This is a genomic window from Brevibacterium sp. FAM 27836 (genome assembly GCF_051351055.1).
Lineage (GTDB): Bacteria > Actinomycetota > Actinomycetes > Actinomycetales > Brevibacteriaceae > Brevibacterium.
Map to the genome: position 1 here is coordinate 2,979,956 of NZ_CP195711.1, position 17,964 is coordinate 2,997,919.

14 protein-coding genes and 1 pseudogene are annotated in these 17,964 nt (G+C 67.5%); 8 read left to right on the forward strand and 7 right to left on the reverse strand.

The genetic code is table 11. From position 1 onward, the window contains the following. Positions 1–24: 24 nt before the first annotated feature. The 4 genes and pseudogenes from ACSE4D_RS13320 to ACSE4D_RS13335 all read right to left on the reverse strand — a co-directional run bounded on the left by ACSE4D_RS13320 (position 25) and on the right by ACSE4D_RS13335 (position 5,013). On the reverse strand, positions 25–1,152 hold the full coding sequence (locus tag ACSE4D_RS13320; protein ID WP_135810102.1) for a glutamate--cysteine ligase: 1,128 nt from the start codon (positions 1,150–1,152) through the stop codon (positions 25–27). A 131-nt stretch (positions 1,153–1,283) separates the two neighbouring features. Beyond that, on the reverse strand, positions 1,284–2,381 hold the full coding sequence (locus tag ACSE4D_RS13325) for an ABC transporter ATP-binding protein (RefSeq protein ID WP_135810101.1): 1,098 nt from the start codon (positions 2,379–2,381) through the stop codon (positions 1,284–1,286). Positions 2,382–2,388: 7 nt separating this feature from the next. Then, positions 2,389–3,961: pseudogene (locus ACSE4D_RS13330) on the reverse strand (xylulokinase). Beyond that, positions 3,958–5,013, reverse strand: a complete 1,056-nt coding sequence (locus tag ACSE4D_RS13335) for a sugar-binding domain-containing protein (RefSeq protein WP_168216743.1) — start codon at positions 5,011–5,013, stop codon at positions 3,958–3,960. The pseudogene ACSE4D_RS13330 and the gene ACSE4D_RS13335 overlap by 4 nt, the downstream one beginning before the upstream one ends. 131 nt (positions 5,014–5,144) lie before the next feature. Between ACSE4D_RS13335 and ACSE4D_RS13340 the strand changes: the two genes are divergently transcribed. The 5 genes from ACSE4D_RS13340 to ACSE4D_RS13360 all read left to right on the forward strand — a co-directional run bounded on the left by ACSE4D_RS13340 (position 5,145) and on the right by ACSE4D_RS13360 (position 11,753). Continuing rightward, on the forward strand, positions 5,145–6,503 hold the full coding sequence (locus tag ACSE4D_RS13340; protein ID WP_425119774.1) for an ABC transporter substrate-binding protein: 1,359 nt from the start codon (positions 5,145–5,147) through the stop codon (positions 6,501–6,503). Positions 6,504–6,627: 124 nt separating this feature from the next. Beyond that, positions 6,628–7,569 (forward strand): carbohydrate ABC transporter permease, encoded by a 942-nt coding sequence (locus ACSE4D_RS13345; RefSeq protein ID WP_436326093.1) that lies wholly within the window; start codon positions 6,628–6,630, stop codon positions 7,567–7,569. After that, the gene (locus ACSE4D_RS13350) at positions 7,566–8,525 is read left to right on the forward strand and encodes a carbohydrate ABC transporter permease (RefSeq protein ID WP_425119773.1); all 960 of its coding nucleotides are present in this window, start codon (positions 7,566–7,568) and stop codon (positions 8,523–8,525) included. Before ACSE4D_RS13345 ends, ACSE4D_RS13350 begins: the two co-directional genes overlap by 4 nt. Continuing rightward, positions 8,522–10,036: a mannitol dehydrogenase family protein gene (locus ACSE4D_RS13355; protein WP_436326094.1), complete on the forward strand. Its 1,515-nt coding sequence runs from the start codon at positions 8,522–8,524 to the stop codon at positions 10,034–10,036. The genes ACSE4D_RS13350 and ACSE4D_RS13355 overlap by 4 nt, the downstream gene beginning before the upstream one ends. A gap of 52 nt (positions 10,037–10,088) precedes the next feature. Beyond that, positions 10,089–11,753: a glycoside hydrolase family 3 N-terminal domain-containing protein gene (locus ACSE4D_RS13360; protein WP_436326095.1), complete on the forward strand. Its 1,665-nt coding sequence runs from the start codon at positions 10,089–10,091 to the stop codon at positions 11,751–11,753. A gap of 67 nt (positions 11,754–11,820) precedes the next feature. Here the strand turns inward: ACSE4D_RS13360 and ACSE4D_RS13365 are convergent, their stop codons facing one another. The 3 genes from ACSE4D_RS13365 to ACSE4D_RS13375 form a co-directional block, all read right to left on the reverse strand. After that, positions 11,821–12,687, reverse strand: coding sequence for a C40 family peptidase (locus ACSE4D_RS13365; protein ID WP_436326096.1), 867 nt, complete (start codon positions 12,685–12,687; stop codon positions 11,821–11,823). A gap of 339 nt (positions 12,688–13,026) precedes the next feature. Then, entirely contained in the window at positions 13,027–13,860 is an 834-nt protein-coding gene (locus tag ACSE4D_RS13370; protein WP_135540191.1) for a sulfurtransferase, read from the reverse strand. Between the two features lie 59 nt (positions 13,861–13,919). After that, positions 13,920–15,137, reverse strand: a complete 1,218-nt coding sequence (locus ACSE4D_RS13375) for a class I SAM-dependent methyltransferase (RefSeq protein ID WP_436326097.1) — start codon at positions 15,135–15,137, stop codon at positions 13,920–13,922. A gap of 116 nt (positions 15,138–15,253) precedes the next feature. Between ACSE4D_RS13375 and rsmA the strand changes: the two genes are divergently transcribed. Genes rsmA through ACSE4D_RS13390 form a run of 3 tightly spaced genes read left to right on the forward strand, consistent with a single transcriptional unit; the run spans position 15,254 to position 17,963 of the window. After that, on the forward strand, positions 15,254–16,240 hold the full coding sequence (gene rsmA, locus ACSE4D_RS13380; protein WP_436326098.1) for a 16S rRNA (adenine(1518)-N(6)/adenine(1519)-N(6))-dimethyltransferase RsmA: 987 nt from the start codon (positions 15,254–15,256) through the stop codon (positions 16,238–16,240). Then, positions 16,237–17,187, forward strand: coding sequence for a 4-(cytidine 5'-diphospho)-2-C-methyl-D-erythritol kinase (locus tag ACSE4D_RS13385; protein WP_135540185.1), 951 nt, complete (start codon positions 16,237–16,239; stop codon positions 17,185–17,187). Before rsmA ends, ACSE4D_RS13385 begins: the two co-directional genes overlap by 4 nt. After that, positions 17,187–17,963 (forward strand): FadR/GntR family transcriptional regulator, encoded by a 777-nt coding sequence (locus ACSE4D_RS13390; RefSeq protein ID WP_135540183.1) that lies wholly within the window; start codon positions 17,187–17,189, stop codon positions 17,961–17,963. The genes ACSE4D_RS13385 and ACSE4D_RS13390 overlap by 1 nt, the downstream gene beginning before the upstream one ends. The last annotated feature ends 1 nt before the right edge of the window (position 17,964 follow it).

Consider the following 17,964-nt stretch of genomic DNA (forward strand, 5'->3'; position numbering starts at 1 on the left):
GGCAGTCTGGCGCCGCGCAGCCCTTCAACTGTAGGAGTTGCGCAGGTCGCCGATGAGCGAACGGGTCACCTCGGTCAGCGACCCCGTGGCGCCGAAGACCTTCTGCAGGCGGCGATAGGGCACCCCGCGCTCGATGATCGATGTGATTGAGTGCAGCTCTTCGGCACAGCCGAGGCGTTCGGCAACGGGAGAGAGGCGTTCGACCTCATCGGCCAGGCACTCGGTGACGAGGCGTTCGTCGGCTGCAGCATTCTCGATGATGATCGCGTCCATGCCGTAGCGTGCGGCCCGCCACTTGTTCTCATTGTGGAACCAGTCGGGCATCGTCGGCAGGGTCTCACCGGAATCGAGGCGGGCCGACATGTCATCGACGAGGCACTGGATGAACGCGGTGATCGCGAGGATCTCCTCGAGCGTCGGCAGTCCGTCGCAGACTCGGACCTCGACGGTGCCCCAGTGTGGGGCGGGGCGGATGTCCCAGCGGATCTCATTGATGTTGTCGATGATTCCGGTCGTGAGCATGTCGTCGACGTACTTCTCGTAGTCGGCCCACTCATCGAACTGGAAAGGCAGCCCCGCCGTCGGCAGCTGTTGGAACATCATCGCTCGGTTCGAAGCGTACCCGGTGTCCGTGCCGCCCCAGAACGGGGAGGAGGCGGACAGTGCCTGCAGATGCGGGACGTAGGCGAGCAGAGCGTTGACGATCGGCAGCACCTTGTCTCGCGAATCGATGCCGACGTGGACGTGGACTCCGAAGATGAGCATGTTCCGGCCCCACCATTGGGTGCGATCGACGAGCTCGAGGTACCGGTCCTTGGCCCGGACCTCCTGCGACTGCCACTGCGCGAACGGGTGAGTGCCTGCCGACATCAGCTCGACCCCGCGCGCCTCGGTCAGCTTCCGCAGCGCCCCGATCGAGGCGGCCAGATCCTCGGCGACGGTCGACACCTGGGTATGCACGCCGGTGACGAGTTCGATGGTGTTCGTCAGCATCTCACCGACGATGTGCTTCTCGAACTCGGGCGCGTGCTCGGCCACATCCGCCAACAGGGTCTCGGCAGCCGGGGTCAGGTCCAGGCTGCGAGAATCCAGCAGAGCCAGTTCCCACTCGACACCGAGGGTGGAGCGGGGAGAGCGTGCAAAATCGACCATGGGTCGATCATAATGGCGCGTACCCGTTTCGCCTGATTCGGCACTGTGTTTCGGCCCGTGTCCTCACCCGCAGGCCTCGGACGACATCGATGCGGCAGCGGGGCCCGGCAGCCATCGATCCCGCGCAGTCCTCACGCGGGCTGTCGCACACCGTCCTCGATCCGCCGTCCCGAATCGGTGTCGAAGAGATGCAGACGCGCGGCATCCGGCACGACCCGCACACTGTCACCGCGGCGGATCGTCGACCGTCCGGCGACCCGAGCCACGACCGTCCTCTCCTCGCCGGGCAGACCCGCCCGCCCATGCACATAGGCATCGGCACCGAGTTCCTCGACGAGATCGACCGTGACTGTGAGCCCGTGCTCGCCCTCGGTGCGCAGGTCCTCGGGACGTACCCCAACGGTGACCGTCTCACCCGTGACCTGCCCGCGCTGGTCCGCGGTGAGTTCGATCTGCACATCGCCGAGGCGCAGCGTCGACCCCTCGAGACCGACCTCGACGAGGTTCATCGCCGGAGATCCCATGAAGCCTGCGACGAAGAGGTTCGCCGGCCGGTCGTAGAGGTTCGCCGGTGTGTCCACCTGCTGCAGACGCCCGTCGGCGAGGACGGCGACACGGTCGCCCATCGTCATCGCCTCGACCTGGTCGTGGGTGACATAGACGGTGGTCACGCCGAGGCGGCGGGTCAGTGACGCGATCTGCGCACGCGTCTGCACCCGCAGCTTCGCGTCGAGGTTCGACAGCGGCTCGTCCATGAGGAAGACCTGCGGGGACCGGACGATGGCGCGGCCCATCGCCACGCGCTGCCGCTGTCCGCCGGAGAGCGCCTTGGGCCTGCGGTCGAGGAAGGGCTCGAGGTCGAGCAGCCGGGCGGCCTCCTCGACGCGTTCGTCCCGCTCCTTCTTCGCCACGCCCGCGATCTTGAGGGCGAAGGCCATGTTCTCGCGCACGCTCATATGCGGATAGAGCGCATAGTTCTGGAAGACCATCGCGATATCGCGTTCGCGTGGAGAGAGTGAGGTGACGTCGTCGTCTCCGATGCGGATGTGCCCGGAATCGACGGGTTCGAGCCCGGCGAGCATGCGCAGGGTCGTCGACTTCCCGCAGCCCGAGGGGCCGACGAGGACGAGGAACTCCCCGTCGTCGATGTCGAGACTGATCTCGTCGACGGAGGGTGCCAGCGCCTCGGGGTACCGACGCAGTGCTTTGTCGAAGGTGACAGTGGCCATGGTGTTCTCAACCTTTCGCGGATGCGTCCGCATCCGATGATCGACGGTGATCGTGCAGTGAGTTGTCGTGCGTATAGGACCGGTACTGCTGCCGCACCCCAGACGGTCTCGGGTGCAGGGTGGCGACGAGTTCGACCGCCCATTCGGGCAGCGACCCGGTCAGCGTCCATGCCGCCTGCCGGGCGGCGCCGATGGCCACATACTCGGCTTGTTCGGGGACGTCGATGGGTACGGTGAAGATGTCCCGGGCGACCTCGCGGACCGCCGGATTCCTGGCCGCCCCGCCGATGATGAGCAGACGGCGGGCCGTCAGGCCCTGTGCGAGGACCGCGTCGAGTCCGTCCGCGAGTCCGCAGAGCATGCCCTCGACGAAGGCCCTGGCGACGTTCTCCGCCGAGGCGTTGGCCAGGGTCATCCCCTCGAGCCGGGCGGTGGCATCGGGCAGGTTCGGGGTGCGCTCGCCCTCGAAATAGGGCACGAGCGTGATCCCGTTCGCCCCCGGCCTCGAAGCCAGTGCCAGAGCAGCGACCTCGTCATGGCTGATGCGCAGCAGAGTGCTTGCCGAGACGAGGACCCTTGCGGCGTTGAGGGTCGCGACCAGCGGCAGGCGACCGCCGTCCGCGGAGGCGAAACCGGCGACCGTGCCGCTGCGATCGGCGATGGGCAGGTCCGTGGTGCCGAAGACGGTGCCCGAGGTGCCGATCGAGACGACGACATCGCCCGAGGTGACCCCGAGTCCCAGCGCCGCCGCCGCATTGTCCCCGGCCCCGGGTCCGACGAGGACCCCCTCGTCCGTGCGCCCGGCCGCCTCGTTGGGAGCGAGGACACGAGGAAGGATGATCGCCGAGGCAGCTTCCGGTTCCGTACCGTCGGTCGCCGCCTGGTCGAGGTCCGGCGTGGTGTTGTCGAGCGTGATAGCGCCGACCGCCTCGCGGGGGTCGGCACCGAAAGCGGCGCGGGCATCGCGGCCGAACGCGATGCGGAAGAGGTCGAGATCGTACTCGCCCGATGAGGGGTCGAAGTAGGCCGTGCCGCTGGCATCCGAGGCGTCGGTGATGAGGGCCTCGAGCTTGGGGCCGTGGATCGAGGAATCGGCGGCTCCGTAACCGAGGATCCGCCAGGTCAGCCAGTCGTGGGGGAGGGCGACGGCGGCAACCTCGGCGGCGTTGGCGGGTTCGTCGTCGCGCAGCCAGCGCAGCTTCGCGCCGGTGAAGGAGGCCACGGGCAGGACACCGGTGCGGGCGATGAAGTCCTCAGCGCCGACTTCGGCGATGAGGTCCCGGGCGGCGGCGTCGCTGCGCAGGTCATTCCACAGCAGGGCGTCGCGGATCACGCGGCCCTCGGCATCGAGGGCGACGAGCCCGTGCTGCTGGCCGCTGATGCTCAAGGCTGCGACGTCATCGAGTCCGCCGGCAGACTCGATCGCCTCCTGCAGGGCGGTCCACCAATACTGCGGGTCCACCTCGGTGCGGGGCCGCACCGGTGCGCAGGATGTCGCCGGAGTCAGGGTCGGCGATGACGACCTTGCAGCTCTGCGTCGAGGAATCGATGCCGGCGACGAAGCGGCGGGCAGCGGTCATGACTCCTCCTCGTGGGGTGCAGCCTCGATGTGAGCCGCCTCGGCGAGAGCAACGTCGTCACGATCAGGCTCGTCACGAGCCGCCTCGGCGAGCACGGCATCGGCGAGGTCACGGTCGATGACGGCGACGTCGACGATGCCCGCCGCACACGCGGCTCGCACTGCGCGGGCTCGCTCAGCGCCGCGGGCGACCCCGACGGTCGTCGTGGCCTGGCGCAGCTGGTCGAGGGTGACGGCGATGACGCGGTCATCGATCGTGGTCACGTCTTCACCGGCGGCATCGAACAGACGTCCGGACACCTCGGCGACGGCGCCGTCATCGATGCCTGACCGTCGCTGGACGGGGGTGCACTTCTCCCACACCGAGGACAGCCCCTCGGCCCAGGAGGCGACCGAGACGACGGCGAGGTCGAGGTCGTCGGCGGCGGCGAGCGTGCCCGAGATCTCGGGCAGGGCTCGCAGGTCGGCGGCGGTTTCGGCCTCGGTGACGAGCAGCGGGGCCGGCAGACGGACCATGCTCACGGCCGGATCCTGACCCAGTCGGGTGAAGATTTCGGAGCTGGGACGGTGGGATTCGAGCCGCAGGGCACCGGCGAGCTGCACGATCGTGCACCTCGGCAGCGCCGGAGTGAAGGCGGCCGCGGAGTCGAGGGTGCGTGACCAGGACAGGCCGATGCGCATCCCCGCCCGGGCCTTGCGGCCGACGAGCGCGAGGGCCGCTCGGCCCATCTGCTGGGAGGCCTCGGCCTGGTCCGGGATGTCGACGATGACGACCGAGTGCAGGCCGAGGGCGGCGGCAGTGCGCTCTGACAGATCCGTGTCCTCACCCGCATCGGCCTCGATCGTGATCGTGACGACCCCGGTGTCGACGGCCTCTTGGAGGAGGCGGGCGACCTGGAATCGACTCAGTCCGTTGGCCTTGCCGATCTCGACCTTCGATCGTCCTTCGAGGTAGTGATCGCGGGCCAGCTGCGCGAGGAACCGGCGGTGGCGGGCGGTGGGCGCGGTGCTCATCGTCCTCCCTTCGGCGTCGACGGCATTGTGTTCGCTCATATGTGAAGTTTTGCACATCTGTGTGTTCCGTGACACAGTATTGCACATATGAGCGCCGATGCTCATATGAATTTCTCGAAGCGAACCCGATGGCGGGCGGCAATCCCGCGATGATGAGGGAAGGCACAACGATGAAACACAGGATCACCGGCCGAGGCGCCACCTGGGCGGCCATCGGCATGGTCGGAGCGCTCGCACTGACAGGGTGCGGTGGGGCCGGAGGCAGCTCCAGCGGCGGGGGAGGCGATGAGGTCAACGTCCTCATGGTCAACAACCCGCAGATGCAGGACCTGCAGAAGCTCACGGCTGACCACTTCACCAAGGACACCGGCATCAAGGTCAACTACACCGTGCTGCCGGAGAACGAGGTGCGGGCGAAGATCGGACAGGAGTTCGCCGCCCAAGCCGGCAACTACGATGTCGCGTCGATTTCGAACTACGAAGTCCCGACGTATGCGAACAACAAGTGGCTGACCCCCATGGACGAAGGCGTCGCCGATGCCGAGGGCTTCGACCAGGACGACATCCTCACCCCCATGGCCGAGTCGCTGACCGTCGATGACACGGTCTACGCGGAACCCTTCTACGGTGAGGGCTCGTTCCTCATGTACCGCACGGACATCTTCGACAAGGCCGGAGTCGAGATGCCGGAGAACCCGACTTGGGATGAGGTCGCCGATCTCGCCGCGAAGGTCGACGGTGCCGAGAAGGGCACGAAGGGCATCTGCCTGCGCGGTCTGCCCGGCTGGGGCGAGATGTTCGCTCCGCTGACGACAGTGGTCAACACCTTCGGCGGCACCTGGTACGACGAGGACTGGAATGCACAGGTCGACTCGAAGGAGTTCAAGGCGGCCACGAACTTCTACGTCGACCTCATCAAGGACCACGGAGAATCCGGTGCCCCGCAGGCTGGGTACACCGAATGCCTGACGAACCTGCAGCAGGGCAAGGTCGCCATGTGGTACGACTCGACGGCCGCCACCGGCACCCTCGAGGCGGATGACTCCCCGGTCAAGGGCAAGATCGGCTATGTCGCCGCCCCGGTGAAGGAGACGGACTCAAGTTCGTGGCTCTACACCTGGGCCTGGGGCATCCAGGCCGCGGGCAAGAACCAGGACGCCGCGAAGCAGTTCGTCGCCTGGGCCTCGTCGAAGGACTACGAGGAGACCGTCGCCTCCGAACTCGGCTGGCAGCACGTCCCGGCCGGAAAACGGACCTCGACCTATGAGAACGCGGACTACCAGAAGGCCGCCGAGCCTTTCTACAAGCAGACCGAGGATGCCATCAACTCGGCCGATCCCGAGAGCCCGGGTGTCCAGCCGCGCCCGACCCTCGGCGTGCAGTTCGTGACGATCCCGGAATTCGCGGATCTCGCCACAGGCATCTCCGAAGACGTCAGCTCCGCCATCGCCGGACGCACGACCGTCGACAAGGCCTTGACCAAGGGCCAGAAGGAAGCCGAGAAGGTCGGAGACAAGTACAAGAAATGACCGCGCAGCCTCGGGGCGGACGGTGAGAACCCGCCCCGAAGCGTCCCGGGCCGTCCCGTGGTTGCGGACCCTCCGCCCGCGGCCCCGGCCTCACCGCCTGGGGCCACCACCGATCTGATGAAGGATGTTCGAAGTGTCAGCACCCGCCGCCGAGCGTGCATCGCAGCCGATCACGCCGCCCAGACCCCGTGCCAAGGACCGATGGCTCAAACGCGCGCCCATGCTGCCGGCGCTCATCTTCGTCATCATCGTCACCCAGATCCCGTTCGCGATCACGATCATCATCTCGTTCATGAACTGGAATGCGGCCTATCCGGACGACATCAGCTTCGGCACCGTGCAGAACTACATCACCGTGTTCACAGATGCGAACCTCCTGCGGGCGGTGCTCGTCACCGTCGGTCTCACCGTCGGGGTGGTGCTCGCCTCGGCGCTGTTAGGACTGGGCATCGCCTTGCTGCTTGACCGGAAGTTCATCGGCCGCGGACTCGTCCGCACCCTGATGATCACCCCGTTCCTCGTCGTGCCCGTGGCCGCGGCGCTGCTGTTCAAACACGCGATCTTCAACCCCTCCTACGGTCTGCTGGGCGGGCTGCTGACCACCGTCTTCGGTGACAACGCCCCGCAGCCGGACCTCATGACGTCCTCGCCGCTGCTGGGCATCGGCCTCGTGCTCGTGTGGCAGTGGACGCCGTTCATGATGCTCATCATGCTCGCCGGTCTCCAATCACGACCCATGGACGTCTACGAGGCGGCCCTGGTCGACGGGGCCGGACCCTGGCAGACCTTCCGTTACATCACCCTTCCCCACCTGCGGCGCTACATCGAACTCGCCGCCCTGCTGGGCACGATCTACATCGTGCAGAACTTCGACATGGTCTTCACCATGACCTCCGGCGGGCTGGGCACCGCGACCCTGCCGTACGTCATCTACCAGGAATTCTTCGTCGCCCAGGACTACGGAGTCTCCTCCGCGGTCGGCGTCATCGTCGTCGCCGCCTCCCTCATCATCGCGACCTTCGCCCTGCGCACCGCATCCACCCTGCTCAAGGAGGAGAACTCATGAGCACCCCAGATCTCTCGACGACCGTGGGAACGCAGCCCGAACCCGGGGTGACCCCCACCCCGACCGAACCCGGCGGACCCGGATCGGTCGAGCCGCCTCGGCGGAAGGCGAACACACCGAGGCGGCCCGGCCAAGGTCGGGTCGGCAAGATCCTGCTCGGCCTCCTCGCGTGGCTCGTCGGACTCCTCTTCGTCTCGCCGCTGCTGTGGATGCTGCTGACCAGCCTCCACGCCGAGACCGACGCGTCGACGAACCCGCCGAGCTTCTTCGCCCCGCTCACACTCGACTCGTATGTGAACTTCTTCGGCGGCGGCAACGGGGCGAACCCGTGGCCGTTCCTCATCAACTCCGCCGTGGCCGCGATCGTGTCGACCCTCATCGTCCTCGTCCTGTCGACGATGGCCGCATACTCCCTGGCCATCCGCCGCATCGAACGCTGGTCCGATGTGCTCTTCTTCCTCCTCTCGACGAAGATGCTGCCGATGGTCGCCGGCCTCCTGCCCGTCTACCTCGTCGCGAAATCAACCGGCATCCTCGACACCTGGCTTTTGCTCATCATCATCTACTCGGCGATGAACATGCCGATTGCGGTGTGGATGATGCGGTCCTTCCTCGCCGAAGTGCCCGTCGAGGTCCTCGAAGCCGCCGAACTCGACGGGGCGAGGCTGCCGCGGGTGTTCGTCCAGATCCTGCTGCCGCTGACCGCACCGGGCCTTGCCGCCACCGCGCTCATCTGCTTCATCTTCTCCTGGAACGAGCTCCTCTTCGCCACTGTGCTCACCTCCACCGCAGCCTCGACCGCGCCGGTGTTCCTCACCAGCTTCGTCACCTCGCAGGGTCTGTTCCTGTCCCAGGTGTGCGCGGCCTCGCTCATCATCTCCGTACCCGTGCTCGTTGCCGGCATCGCCGCGCAGGACAAACTCGTCCAGGGCCTGTCGATGGGAGCCGTCAAATGACCGCACCGCGAACCGCACTCACCCTCAACGCCGGCAACCTCCCGGCCATCGCCGCAGCCGGCATCACCGTCCCCGCCTACGACAGGGCGGCGGTGCGCCCGGGCATCGTCCATTTCGGCGTCGGCGGATTCCACCGCGCACACATGGCCATGGTCATCGACGATCTGCTCCAGACCGGTCGTGCCTTCGAGTGGGGGATCGTCGGTGCCGGAGTGCTGCCTCACGATGCGGGCATGCGCGATGCTCTGGCCGGGCAGGACCACCTCTACTCGCTCACCCTCAAGCATCCGGACGGAGCGAAGGAGCGGCGGGTGATCGGGTCGATCATCGACTACCGGTTCGGACCCGATGATCCGCACGGGCTGCTCGAGCTGCTCACGGATGAGGACATCCGCATCGTTTCGCTCACCGTCACCGAGGGCGGCTACAACGTCAACCCCGTCACCGGGGAGTTCATCGCGCAAGAACCGACGATCGTCGCCGATGTCGAGGCGCTGCGGGCCGGTCGGCTGCCGGCCACCGTCTTCGGTTACGTCGTGGCCGCCCTGCGGGCGCGTCGGGCGGCAGGCGTGGCACCGTTCACGGTGCAGTCATGTGACAACATCTCTGAGAACGGTGAGGTCGCGGCGAAGATGTTCACCGCCTTCGCCCGACTCGTCGACGACGAACTCGCCGACTGGATCGGTGAGAACGTTGCCTTCCCGAACTCGATGGTCGACCGCATCACCCCGGCCACGACCGACGACGACCGGGAGGACCTGCTCGCCGATACGGGCGTGACCGATACATGGCCGGTCGTGGCCGAACCCTTCTTCCAGTGGGTGCTAGAGGACTCCTTCACCTCCGGCCGTCCGCCCTACGAAGACGCACACGTGCAGGTCGTCGACGATGTGCAGCCCTATGAACACATGAAGCTGCGCCTGCTCAACTCCGGACACCAGGGACTGGCGTACTTCGGTCTGCTCGGCGGCTACACCTTCGCTCATGAGGCGATGGCGAACCCCGACATCCCTGCCTACCTGCGCCGATACATGGATGAGGAAGGCACGCCGAGCCTCGCCCCGCTGCCGGGAATCGACCTCGAAGCGTACAAGGACTCGCTCATCGAACGGTTCAGCAACCCTGAGATTCGCGACACCCTCGCCCGCCTCGGCGCCGAATCCTCCGACCGCATCCCCAAATGGCTGCTGCCTGTGGTCAAGGACAACCTGGCCTCCGGACACCCGGTCGACGTATCCGCGGCGATCTGCGCCTCGTGGGCCCGGTATGCCGAAGGGCATGACGAGACCGGTGGTCGGTTCACCATCGTCGACCGCTATGCCGAACGGCTGCAGGCCGTCGCCGCGACACAGGGAACCGACGCGCTGGCCTTCGTCCGGCAGGCCCAGTTCTTCGGCGAGCTCGCCGAAGAACCCCGCTTCACCGCACCGTACCTCGCCGCACTGACATCGCTGCACGAACGCGGAGCGAAGGAGACCGCACGCCGCCTGGCAGCCCACGAAGCACTGTGAGACCAGCGGGCGCGTGAGGGCACCGGGCCGGGCAACCGTTTAGCATGGAGGGATGTTGCGCTCTCGCCTCGGCATCCTGGCCCTGACCACGACTCTCGCGCTCGTCGGCTGCTCCGGCGGGGCGAAGGCCCCCGACTCCTCTGCCGGCGGACAGAAGCCCTCCGCCGGATCCGAGTCGCAATCGCAGTCACAAGCGGTCGCCGAGCCCTCCCTCGACGACCCGGCCGATGCTGACCCGGCCGACTTCGAGGACGAAGCCGAGAAGATCGTCGGCGACTTCTCCGAGGACGAACTCGCCGGTTCGCTCATCATCGGCACCTGGGACGGCACGGACACGCAGACCCCGGTCGACATGGTCAAGCAGAACCACCTCGGCGGGGTCATCGTCATGGGCTACAACCTCCAGGAGAACCCGACGACCGACCAGGTCACGGCACTGACGAAGCAGATCTCGCAAGCGCGCACGAAGGGTCAGCCGGTGTCGATCGGCGTCGACCAGGAAGGCGGGCCCGTGTCCCGCCTCAGCACCGCGGCGCTGCCGTTCCCGCCGCTCATGGGTCTGGCCGCCACGGATGATTCCGACCTCATCACCGAGGCGACCCGCGTCCAGGGCGAGAACCTCACCGACCTCGGGTTCACCATCGACTTCGCTCCGGATTCCGATGTCACCGTCGGACCCAAGGACAAGGCGATCAACGTCCGCTCGGCCGGCACCGACCACAAGGACGCCGCCGAGGTCGTCGGCGACGCGGTCACGGGATACCGGTCCGGCGGGGTGGCGAGCTCGGCGAAGCATTTCCCCGGGCACGGCCGCCTCGGCGTGGATTCGCATGAGAGTCTGCCGGTGTCGGAGAAGTCGATCGAGGAACTCGAGGACACGGATCTCCTCCCGTTCAAGTCCGCGGTCAAAGCCGGGGTGCCGATGGTGATGATGGGCCATATCGGTCTGCCGGATGCGAAGACGACGCCGGGCACACTCAACCCGAAGGCGTATGCGGCGGTCCGTGAGACCCTCGACTTCGACGGCGTCATCACCACCGATGCGCTGAACATGAAGGCCGTGCCGCAGAACCTCAAGGGCGGCGAGTCCGTCAAAGCGATCGCCGCCGGTGCCGATGTTGCGCTCATGCCCCCGGACTCGGGTGCTGCGCAGAAAGCGATCGTCGCGGCGATGGGCGACGGGACGCTGAAGAAGAAGGACCTCGTCGAGAAGTCCGAACGCGTCGTCGCTCAGCAGCTGGCCACCGCGGCCGCGCAGCAGAGCGTGAAGGCAGGGGAGAAGTCCGATTCCGGTTCGGGTGATGCGGACGATTCCGGTGCGAAGGATGCGGCGAAGACCCTCACCGAGGTGGCCGAGAAGTCCGTGACCGTACTCAAGGGCGAATGCTCCTTCGCCGGCACCGATGCGATCTCCATCGTCGGCGGCAGCGAGAAGGAACAGACGGAGCTGAGTGAAGCGGCGAAGGCCGAGGGGCTCACCGTCGGCTCCGGTGGAACCTCGGTGAGCCTGAGCCCGAACACCTCCGCCGAGGTGGCTGTGGGCACAGCCGCCCCGTGGACGATGCGCAGCACCCCAGCGAAGACCGCGGTGACCGCCTATGACTCGAACCCCTATGCTCTGCGGGCCGTGGCGAAGTGGCTCAAGGGCGACCTCAAGGCGTCAGGGAAGCTGCCCGCGAAGTATGACGGCAGCGAGAAGGCTCCCGAATGCGGGTGAGCCGAAGTACCCCTCGCCGGCGCAGTGCCGACGAGGGGTTCTCTGTGTGTTCGGTTCCGGGTGGGGATCAGAGCACGCGGATGAACGTGACGTCGCCCATCCAGCTGTAGCTGCGCTTCGATGTTCCGGATCCGGGCGAACCGGCATCGTACATCTGTCCGTCGCCGGCGTAGATTCCGACGTGTCCCGGGTGCCAGATGAGGTCGCCGGGCTTCGCCTCTGACTCGGACACGACCGTTCCGGATTCCTTCTGAGCTCCCGACTGACGGGGCAGGTCGACGCCGACGTGGCTGTAGACCCAGGAGGTGTAGCCGGAGCAGTCCCAGCCGCTCTGCGACGTTCCGCCGAAGACGTACGGGGTACCGACGCCCTTCTCTGCCCAGCCGAGGACCTGCTCGGCCTTGGACCCATCGATCGGGCCCGAGTCGTCGGAGCCGCCGGTATCCTTCTTCGGGCTCTCATCCTTCGAGCCCGCGTTTGGGTTGCCGGAATCATCATCCGAGGACTCGCTCGGCTCCTCCTTCGGCTCTTCATCGGGAGCCGGCTCGGCGACGGTCGTCTCCGGCTCCTCCTTCGGCTCGGGCTTCGGCTTCGGCTTGGGCGCGGCCTCGGCGGTGACGACGTCCGTGTCGACGGTGACTTCAGCCTTTTGACCGCCCTCCTTCGACGCGCCGCCAGCGTCGATGGTCGGTGTCTGGTTCTTGAACTCGACCGGTGCCTGCTTCTCGGACTCGGCTGCGACCTGCGCCTCATCGTCGGCCCCCTGCCCGGCGGCGGGGAGGACTGCTGCGGTGAGCAGTCCGCCGCTGGCGGCGACGACTGCGGCACGGCGGCCGAATGCGCCGGAGTTCGCTGCGAGCAGTTCGCTCAGCTCGGTCAGTGGTGTCTTGGCCTTGGCGTTCGCGGCGCGGCGGCCGTGCTGCTTGGATGCCACGATTTCCTCTCGTTGCCTGTCTGAGTGTGACGATGTCCTCCACTGTAACGAATTCGTGATCTTATGTCACGTTTTTGTTACAAAAGTATTCTCAGGCAGATTGTGGTGCATAATCGCAGGTCACAGGGTTATTTTTGACGAGAACGGTTAGTGAGAGGCTGTGGTTCCGCCCGATTGCGACTGTGATTCAGCGCGCAGTCTCAGCCTTGAATAACGTTTCGTGACATTCGAGAAGTGTGATTTGCGGGGCGATCCGCGGCGTTATTCGCGCGCAAACCACCGTGGATCGACCCAAGAATGCTAACGGCGCGTGACCGCGAGTGCGTTGGTGACTGAGCTTCAGTCGCCGGTTTCGACCGGTCGGTCGGGATCGGATGACCAACCGGACCAGCTCGCGGGGTAGAGGCTGGCCTCGACACCGAGAGTGGCCAGCGCCAGAGCATTGTGGCAGGCGGTGACTCCGGACCCGCAGTAGACCCCGACAGGCTGATCGAGGGCACCGAGAGCTGAGAAACGCTGTCGGAGATCCGTCTCGGGCAGGAACGTCCCCGCGGGGACATTCTCGGTGGCCGGGGCGTTCTTCGCCCCGGGTATGTGGCCGGCCCGTGGATCCAGCGGTTCTGTCTCTCCGCGGAAGCGCTCACCGGCACGGGCATCGAGCAGGACTCCGTCCCAGGCCGCCGCAGCATCGGCGTCGATGACCGGGAGGGAACCCGGCCTCAGGACGATGGAACTCGGCTCCACTTCAGCCGAGTCGCCGGCAGCCAGCTCACCGCCGGCTTTCCGGTAGGCGGTGAGCCCGCCGTCGAGGACTCGCGCGCTCAGCCCGGCCCAGCGCAGCAGCCACCAGGCTCGTGCGGCACCGAGCGAGGAGTTGTCGTCATAGACCACGACCTCGGTGTCGGCATCGATGCCCCATGACCGGACCGTTGCCTGGAACGCCTCGGCCGTGGGCAGCGGGTGCCGACCGGCAGTGGGGTCGGTGCTGTCGTGGTCGGCGAGCTCGGTGTCGAGGTCGACATAGACGGCACCGGGGATGTGTCCGGCGGCGAAGTCGTCGCGGCCATCGGGTTTCGGCAGGGTCCAGCGGACGTCGAGCAGCCTCGGCGCCGGTGCGGTCCGCAGCCGGGAGAGCAGCTCATCGGCACTGATGAGAACGTCGGAGCGAGTCATGGATTCTCCTTCTGTGGGGCGAGGTCGATGCCGTGAGGCCAACACCACGACCGGTGCAGTCACACGGGTTGGGTGAGCAGCACGACGTGACGCTCGCCGAGGCGGGTGAATACGAGCGTGGCTTTGTCCCCCTTGGGCAGTTTGAGCTGGCGCCGGACCTGGTCGGGCACGATGTCGGCACCGCGCTTCTTGATGACGACGGAGCCGATGCCGCGGGAGACGAGCTCCTTGCGCAGGCTCGGGATCTTCGCGGGCAGGACATCGGTGACCGTGTAGGCGGTGACTCCGGCGGCGGCCGGTCCGCTCGGTTCGACATCCGTGGTCAGGTACGCGATCTTCGGGTGCACCCGCCTGGCCTGCAGGGGTGCGCAGAGAGCGGCGACGAGTCCGGCGCGCACGATCGCACCATCGGGTTCGAGCAGGTACCGCCCCAGCGTCCCGATGCCCTCTTCATCTGATTCGGGCAGGTCGTCTTCGTGGACGAGCAGGGTGCGTTCGCCCATGACGAGGGCCCCGCGCCCCGGCCGCTGGCGGGCGGCACCGAAATAGAGGCAGACCTCGACGACCTCGCCGTTGTGGGACACCCACTGGGCTTCGGCCTCCTCGGGGATGAGGCCGTGATCGAGAGCCGGGCCGAGCTTGACCCCGGCCGCCTTCGCTCGGATCGCCTGGTCGATGACCCAGGACAGGGAAGGGGAGAAGGCTTCGGGGTCGGTGATCCGAGCCGTCGATCCGCGCCTGTCGGACTTGCCGATGGTGCGGCGGGCAGGATCGAACCACAGGGCGTCGAAATCGGACAGATCGACATCCTCGGCGCGGGTGTGGTCGACAGAGGCATCGGGGAGGTGGCGGAGATTGAACGCGGCGACGGCGGCGGTGACCTCATCGGCGTCGACGGCGGATACCTGCGCTCCCATCCCGGCGAAGGCGACGGAGTCCCCGCCGATCCCGCACCCGAGGTCGGCGATGCGGAAGGTCTCACCGTCCGCGGTCTCGCCGATGAGGCGGCGCGCGTGGTGGGCGGCGACCGGCAAACGGGTGGCCTGAGCGAGTCCGTCGCGGGTGAAGAGCATGTCATCGGCGAAGGGACCGAGTTTGGCACCGGCCTCTCTGCGCAGCTGTGCTTGGGTGAGCAGCGCGGCGGTCACCTCGGCGGAGAAGCCCTCCTTCCGCAGGGCGGATGACCGGGCGAGTTCGTCGCCGGGCAAGTCGTCGATGCGGTCGAGCCGGTCGAGGACGGCGACGTCGAGCAGTTCGGTCAGAGTCTGCGGATCCATAGCCTTCACCCTATCGCCCGCGGGCCCCGTGCAGACATCTCGCCGAGGCGGGGCCGGGCGGGCGCGCGGTGCGCAGGGTGATTGTGCCGACCGGGTGGTGCGGTAAGTTGTTGGCTGTGACGTTATTGACCGCCCGCGACATCCGCGAATTAGCCGCTGACATCGGTCTGCGCCCAACGAAGCAGAAGGGGCAGAACTTCGTCATCGACCCCAATACCGTGCGGTCGATCGTCACCGCCGCCGGGCTCGAAGACGCCTCGAACGTCGTCGAGATCGGACCCGGGCTCGGTTCGCTCACCCTCGGCCTGCTCGAGGCCGGGCACAGCGTCACCGCCGTCGAGATCGACGAAGTCCTCGCGGCGAAGCTGCCCGAGACGGTCGCGCGGTTCTCCGGCACCGAGGCGGCCTTCGCCCTCGTCAACGCCGATGCCCTCCGCGTCACCGAACTGCCCACGCTGCCGCACAGCGGAGGAGCCGCTGCCGCCGCGGCCACCGACGCGACGGCGAGCGTGAACCAGCCCGCGACCGCGAACCAGCCCGCGGCATTGGTCGCGAACCTGCCCTACAACGTGGCCGTGCCCGTGCTGCTGCACTTCCTCGAAACCTTCCCGAGCCTGAAGACCGTGCTCGTCATGGTCCAGCTCGAAGTCGCCGAACGGCTCGCAGCCCCTCCCGGATCCCGCACCTACGGGGTCCCCAGCGTCAAGGCCCAGTGGTACGGAGACGTGCGATTGGCCGGACGGATCGGCAAGAACGTGTTCTGGCCGGCCCCGAACATCGACTCCGGGCTCGTGCGCATCGACATCACCCGCACCGACCGTGACCCGGTCAACCGGCGCCGCCTCTTCAGCCTCGTCGACGCGGCTTTCGCCCAACGCCGCAAGACCCTGCGCGCGGCCCTATCCGGGTGGGCCGGCAGCCCGCAGCGCTCCGAGGCTCTGCTGACCGCGGCCGGCATCGATCCGAAGGCCCGAGGTGAGGCGCTGACCGTGACCGACTTCGAACGACTCGCCGCCGCCGAAGTTCCGGAACCCGCCGAAGTTCCGGAACCCGCCGAAGCTCCGGACCCCGCCGAGGCCACCGCGGAGGATCCGTCTCAATGACCACCCCGCTGCACCCACCGACGACGACCCCGGCCCCAGTGAAGGTTCAGGCACCGGGCAAGATCAACATCCACCTCGGCGTGGGGGCCGCGAACGACGAGGGATACCACGAGCTCGCGACCGTGTTCCAGGCGCTCAACCTCGGCGAGACGCTCACCCTCATCCCGGGCGGAACACGATCGATCCTCGTCCAGGGACGCTACGCGGATTCCGCGGTGCCGGTCGATGATTCGAACGTCGCCCGCCGTGCCGTCGACCTCCTCATCGCAGCCCTCGAGGACGATCGTGACGTCGACGTGCTGCGCGACCTCGACATCGTCATCGACAAACAGGTGCCCGTGGCCGGCGGGATGGGCGGGGGATCGGCGGATGCGGCCGCTGCCCTCGTCGGCGCCGCCCACCTCCTCGGCGGAGTCGAGGACGAGGTCCTCCACGACTGCGCGGTCTCGGTCGGCGCCGATGTCGCCTTCCTGCTGCGCGGGGGCACGGCCATCGGCCACGGTCGCGGCGAACAGCTGAGCCCCGTCCTCACCCGCGGGGTCTTCCACTGGGTGATGGCCACCTCGGCGCGGCAATTGCCGACCCCCGACGTCTATGCCCGCTTCGACGAACTCAACGACACCCCGGCCCCGGCCCAGGTGCCCGACGAGGTGCTCACGGCGCTGGCTGCCGGCGAACCGGACACGCTCGCCGAATTCGCGGTCAACGACCTCACCGAGGCGGCCGTGTCGTTCATGCCCGAAATCGCCGAAGTGATGGAGGCCGGACGCGCCGCCGGGGCACTGCTGCCCCTGCTCAGCGGTTCGGGGCCGACGATCGGGTTCCTCGCCCGCGACGCCCACCACGCCCTCGATCTGGCCGTGCTGCTGCAGGCCACGCGCGGCGTCAACGAAGCCCTGCGCACAACGGGGCCCGCCCCCGGCGCGCACATCGTGGACGTTCCGTGATGGCGGGGGAGAAGGGCAGGGGCTTCGCCGAAGCGGCTTCGGAGCGAGCGGGGGCCACGGGCAACCGGGGAAACCTCCATGAGCAGCTGCGCGATCAGGTCGGACAGGACATCGTCGCCGGTCGGCTGGAGGCCGGAACGATCATCAAGGCCGAGGATCTGCGTGCCCGCTACGACGTGTCGCTGTCGGTGGTGCGCGAGGTCGTGCGCGTCCTCGAATCCTTAGGGATGCTGCAGCCGATCCGACGGGTCGGTCTCGTCGTGCTCGCGATGTCCGAATGGATGCTGCTCGACCCGCTCGTCATCCGGTGGCGGATGACCGAGGCCCCGGCCGGGCAGCTGCGCTCCCTCACCGAACTGCGGATCGCCATCGAACCCGAAGCGGCCGGTCTGGCGGCCAAGCACGCTCCCGCGGAAGCCGCCGAGGAGATCATGGGGCTCGCCGCCCGAATGCGGGCATCGGGCCGACGCGGAGACGTCGACGCCTTCCTCGACGCCGATGTCGCGTTCCACCGGGCCGTGCTCGGGGCCGGGGGCAATGAACTCTTCGCCGCCTTCGACACCGTCATCGGTGAGATCCTCGCCGGCCGCACCGGGGCGGGACTGATGCCGAAGTACCCGCACCCCGACGCGCTGCAGTGGCATTTCGATGTTGCCGATGCCATCGGCGGGCAGGATGCCGACCGGGCCAAAGAGGCGATGGCGAAGATCGTGGCGAAGGCCGATGCCGAGATGGGCAGCGTGTGGGCCGACGAACCCCGGCGCACCGGCCGCTGAC

Coding starts and splice junctions, on each gene's coding strand:
- ACSE4D_RS13385 (WP_135540185.1), top strand. CDS start 16,237: ATGACCACCCCGCTGCACCCACCGACGACGACCCCGGCCCCAGTGAAG.
- ACSE4D_RS13340 (WP_425119774.1), top strand. CDS start 5,145: ATGAAACACAGGATCACCGGCCGAGGCGCCACCTGGGCGGCCATCGGC.
- ACSE4D_RS13335 (WP_168216743.1), bottom strand. CDS start 5,013: ATGAGCGAACACAATGCCGTCGACGCCGAAGGGAGGACGATGAGCACC.
- ACSE4D_RS13360 (WP_436326095.1), top strand. CDS start 10,089: ATGTTGCGCTCTCGCCTCGGCATCCTGGCCCTGACCACGACTCTCGCG.
- ACSE4D_RS13325 (WP_135810101.1), bottom strand. CDS start 2,381: ATGGCCACTGTCACCTTCGACAAAGCACTGCGTCGGTACCCCGAGGCG.
- ACSE4D_RS13390 (WP_135540183.1), top strand. CDS start 17,187: ATGGCGGGGGAGAAGGGCAGGGGCTTCGCCGAAGCGGCTTCGGAGCGA.
- ACSE4D_RS13350 (WP_425119773.1), top strand. CDS start 7,566: ATGAGCACCCCAGATCTCTCGACGACCGTGGGAACGCAGCCCGAACCC.
- ACSE4D_RS13345 (WP_436326093.1), top strand. CDS start 6,628: ATGTTCGAAGTGTCAGCACCCGCCGCCGAGCGTGCATCGCAGCCGATC.
- ACSE4D_RS13370 (WP_135540191.1), bottom strand. CDS start 13,860: ATGACTCGCTCCGACGTTCTCATCAGTGCCGATGAGCTGCTCTCCCGG.
- ACSE4D_RS13320 (WP_135810102.1), bottom strand. CDS start 1,152: ATGGTCGATTTTGCACGCTCTCCCCGCTCCACCCTCGGTGTCGAGTGG.
- ACSE4D_RS13375 (WP_436326097.1), bottom strand. CDS start 15,137: ATGGATCCGCAGACTCTGACCGAACTGCTCGACGTCGCCGTCCTCGAC.
- ACSE4D_RS13355 (WP_436326094.1), top strand. CDS start 8,522: ATGACCGCACCGCGAACCGCACTCACCCTCAACGCCGGCAACCTCCCG.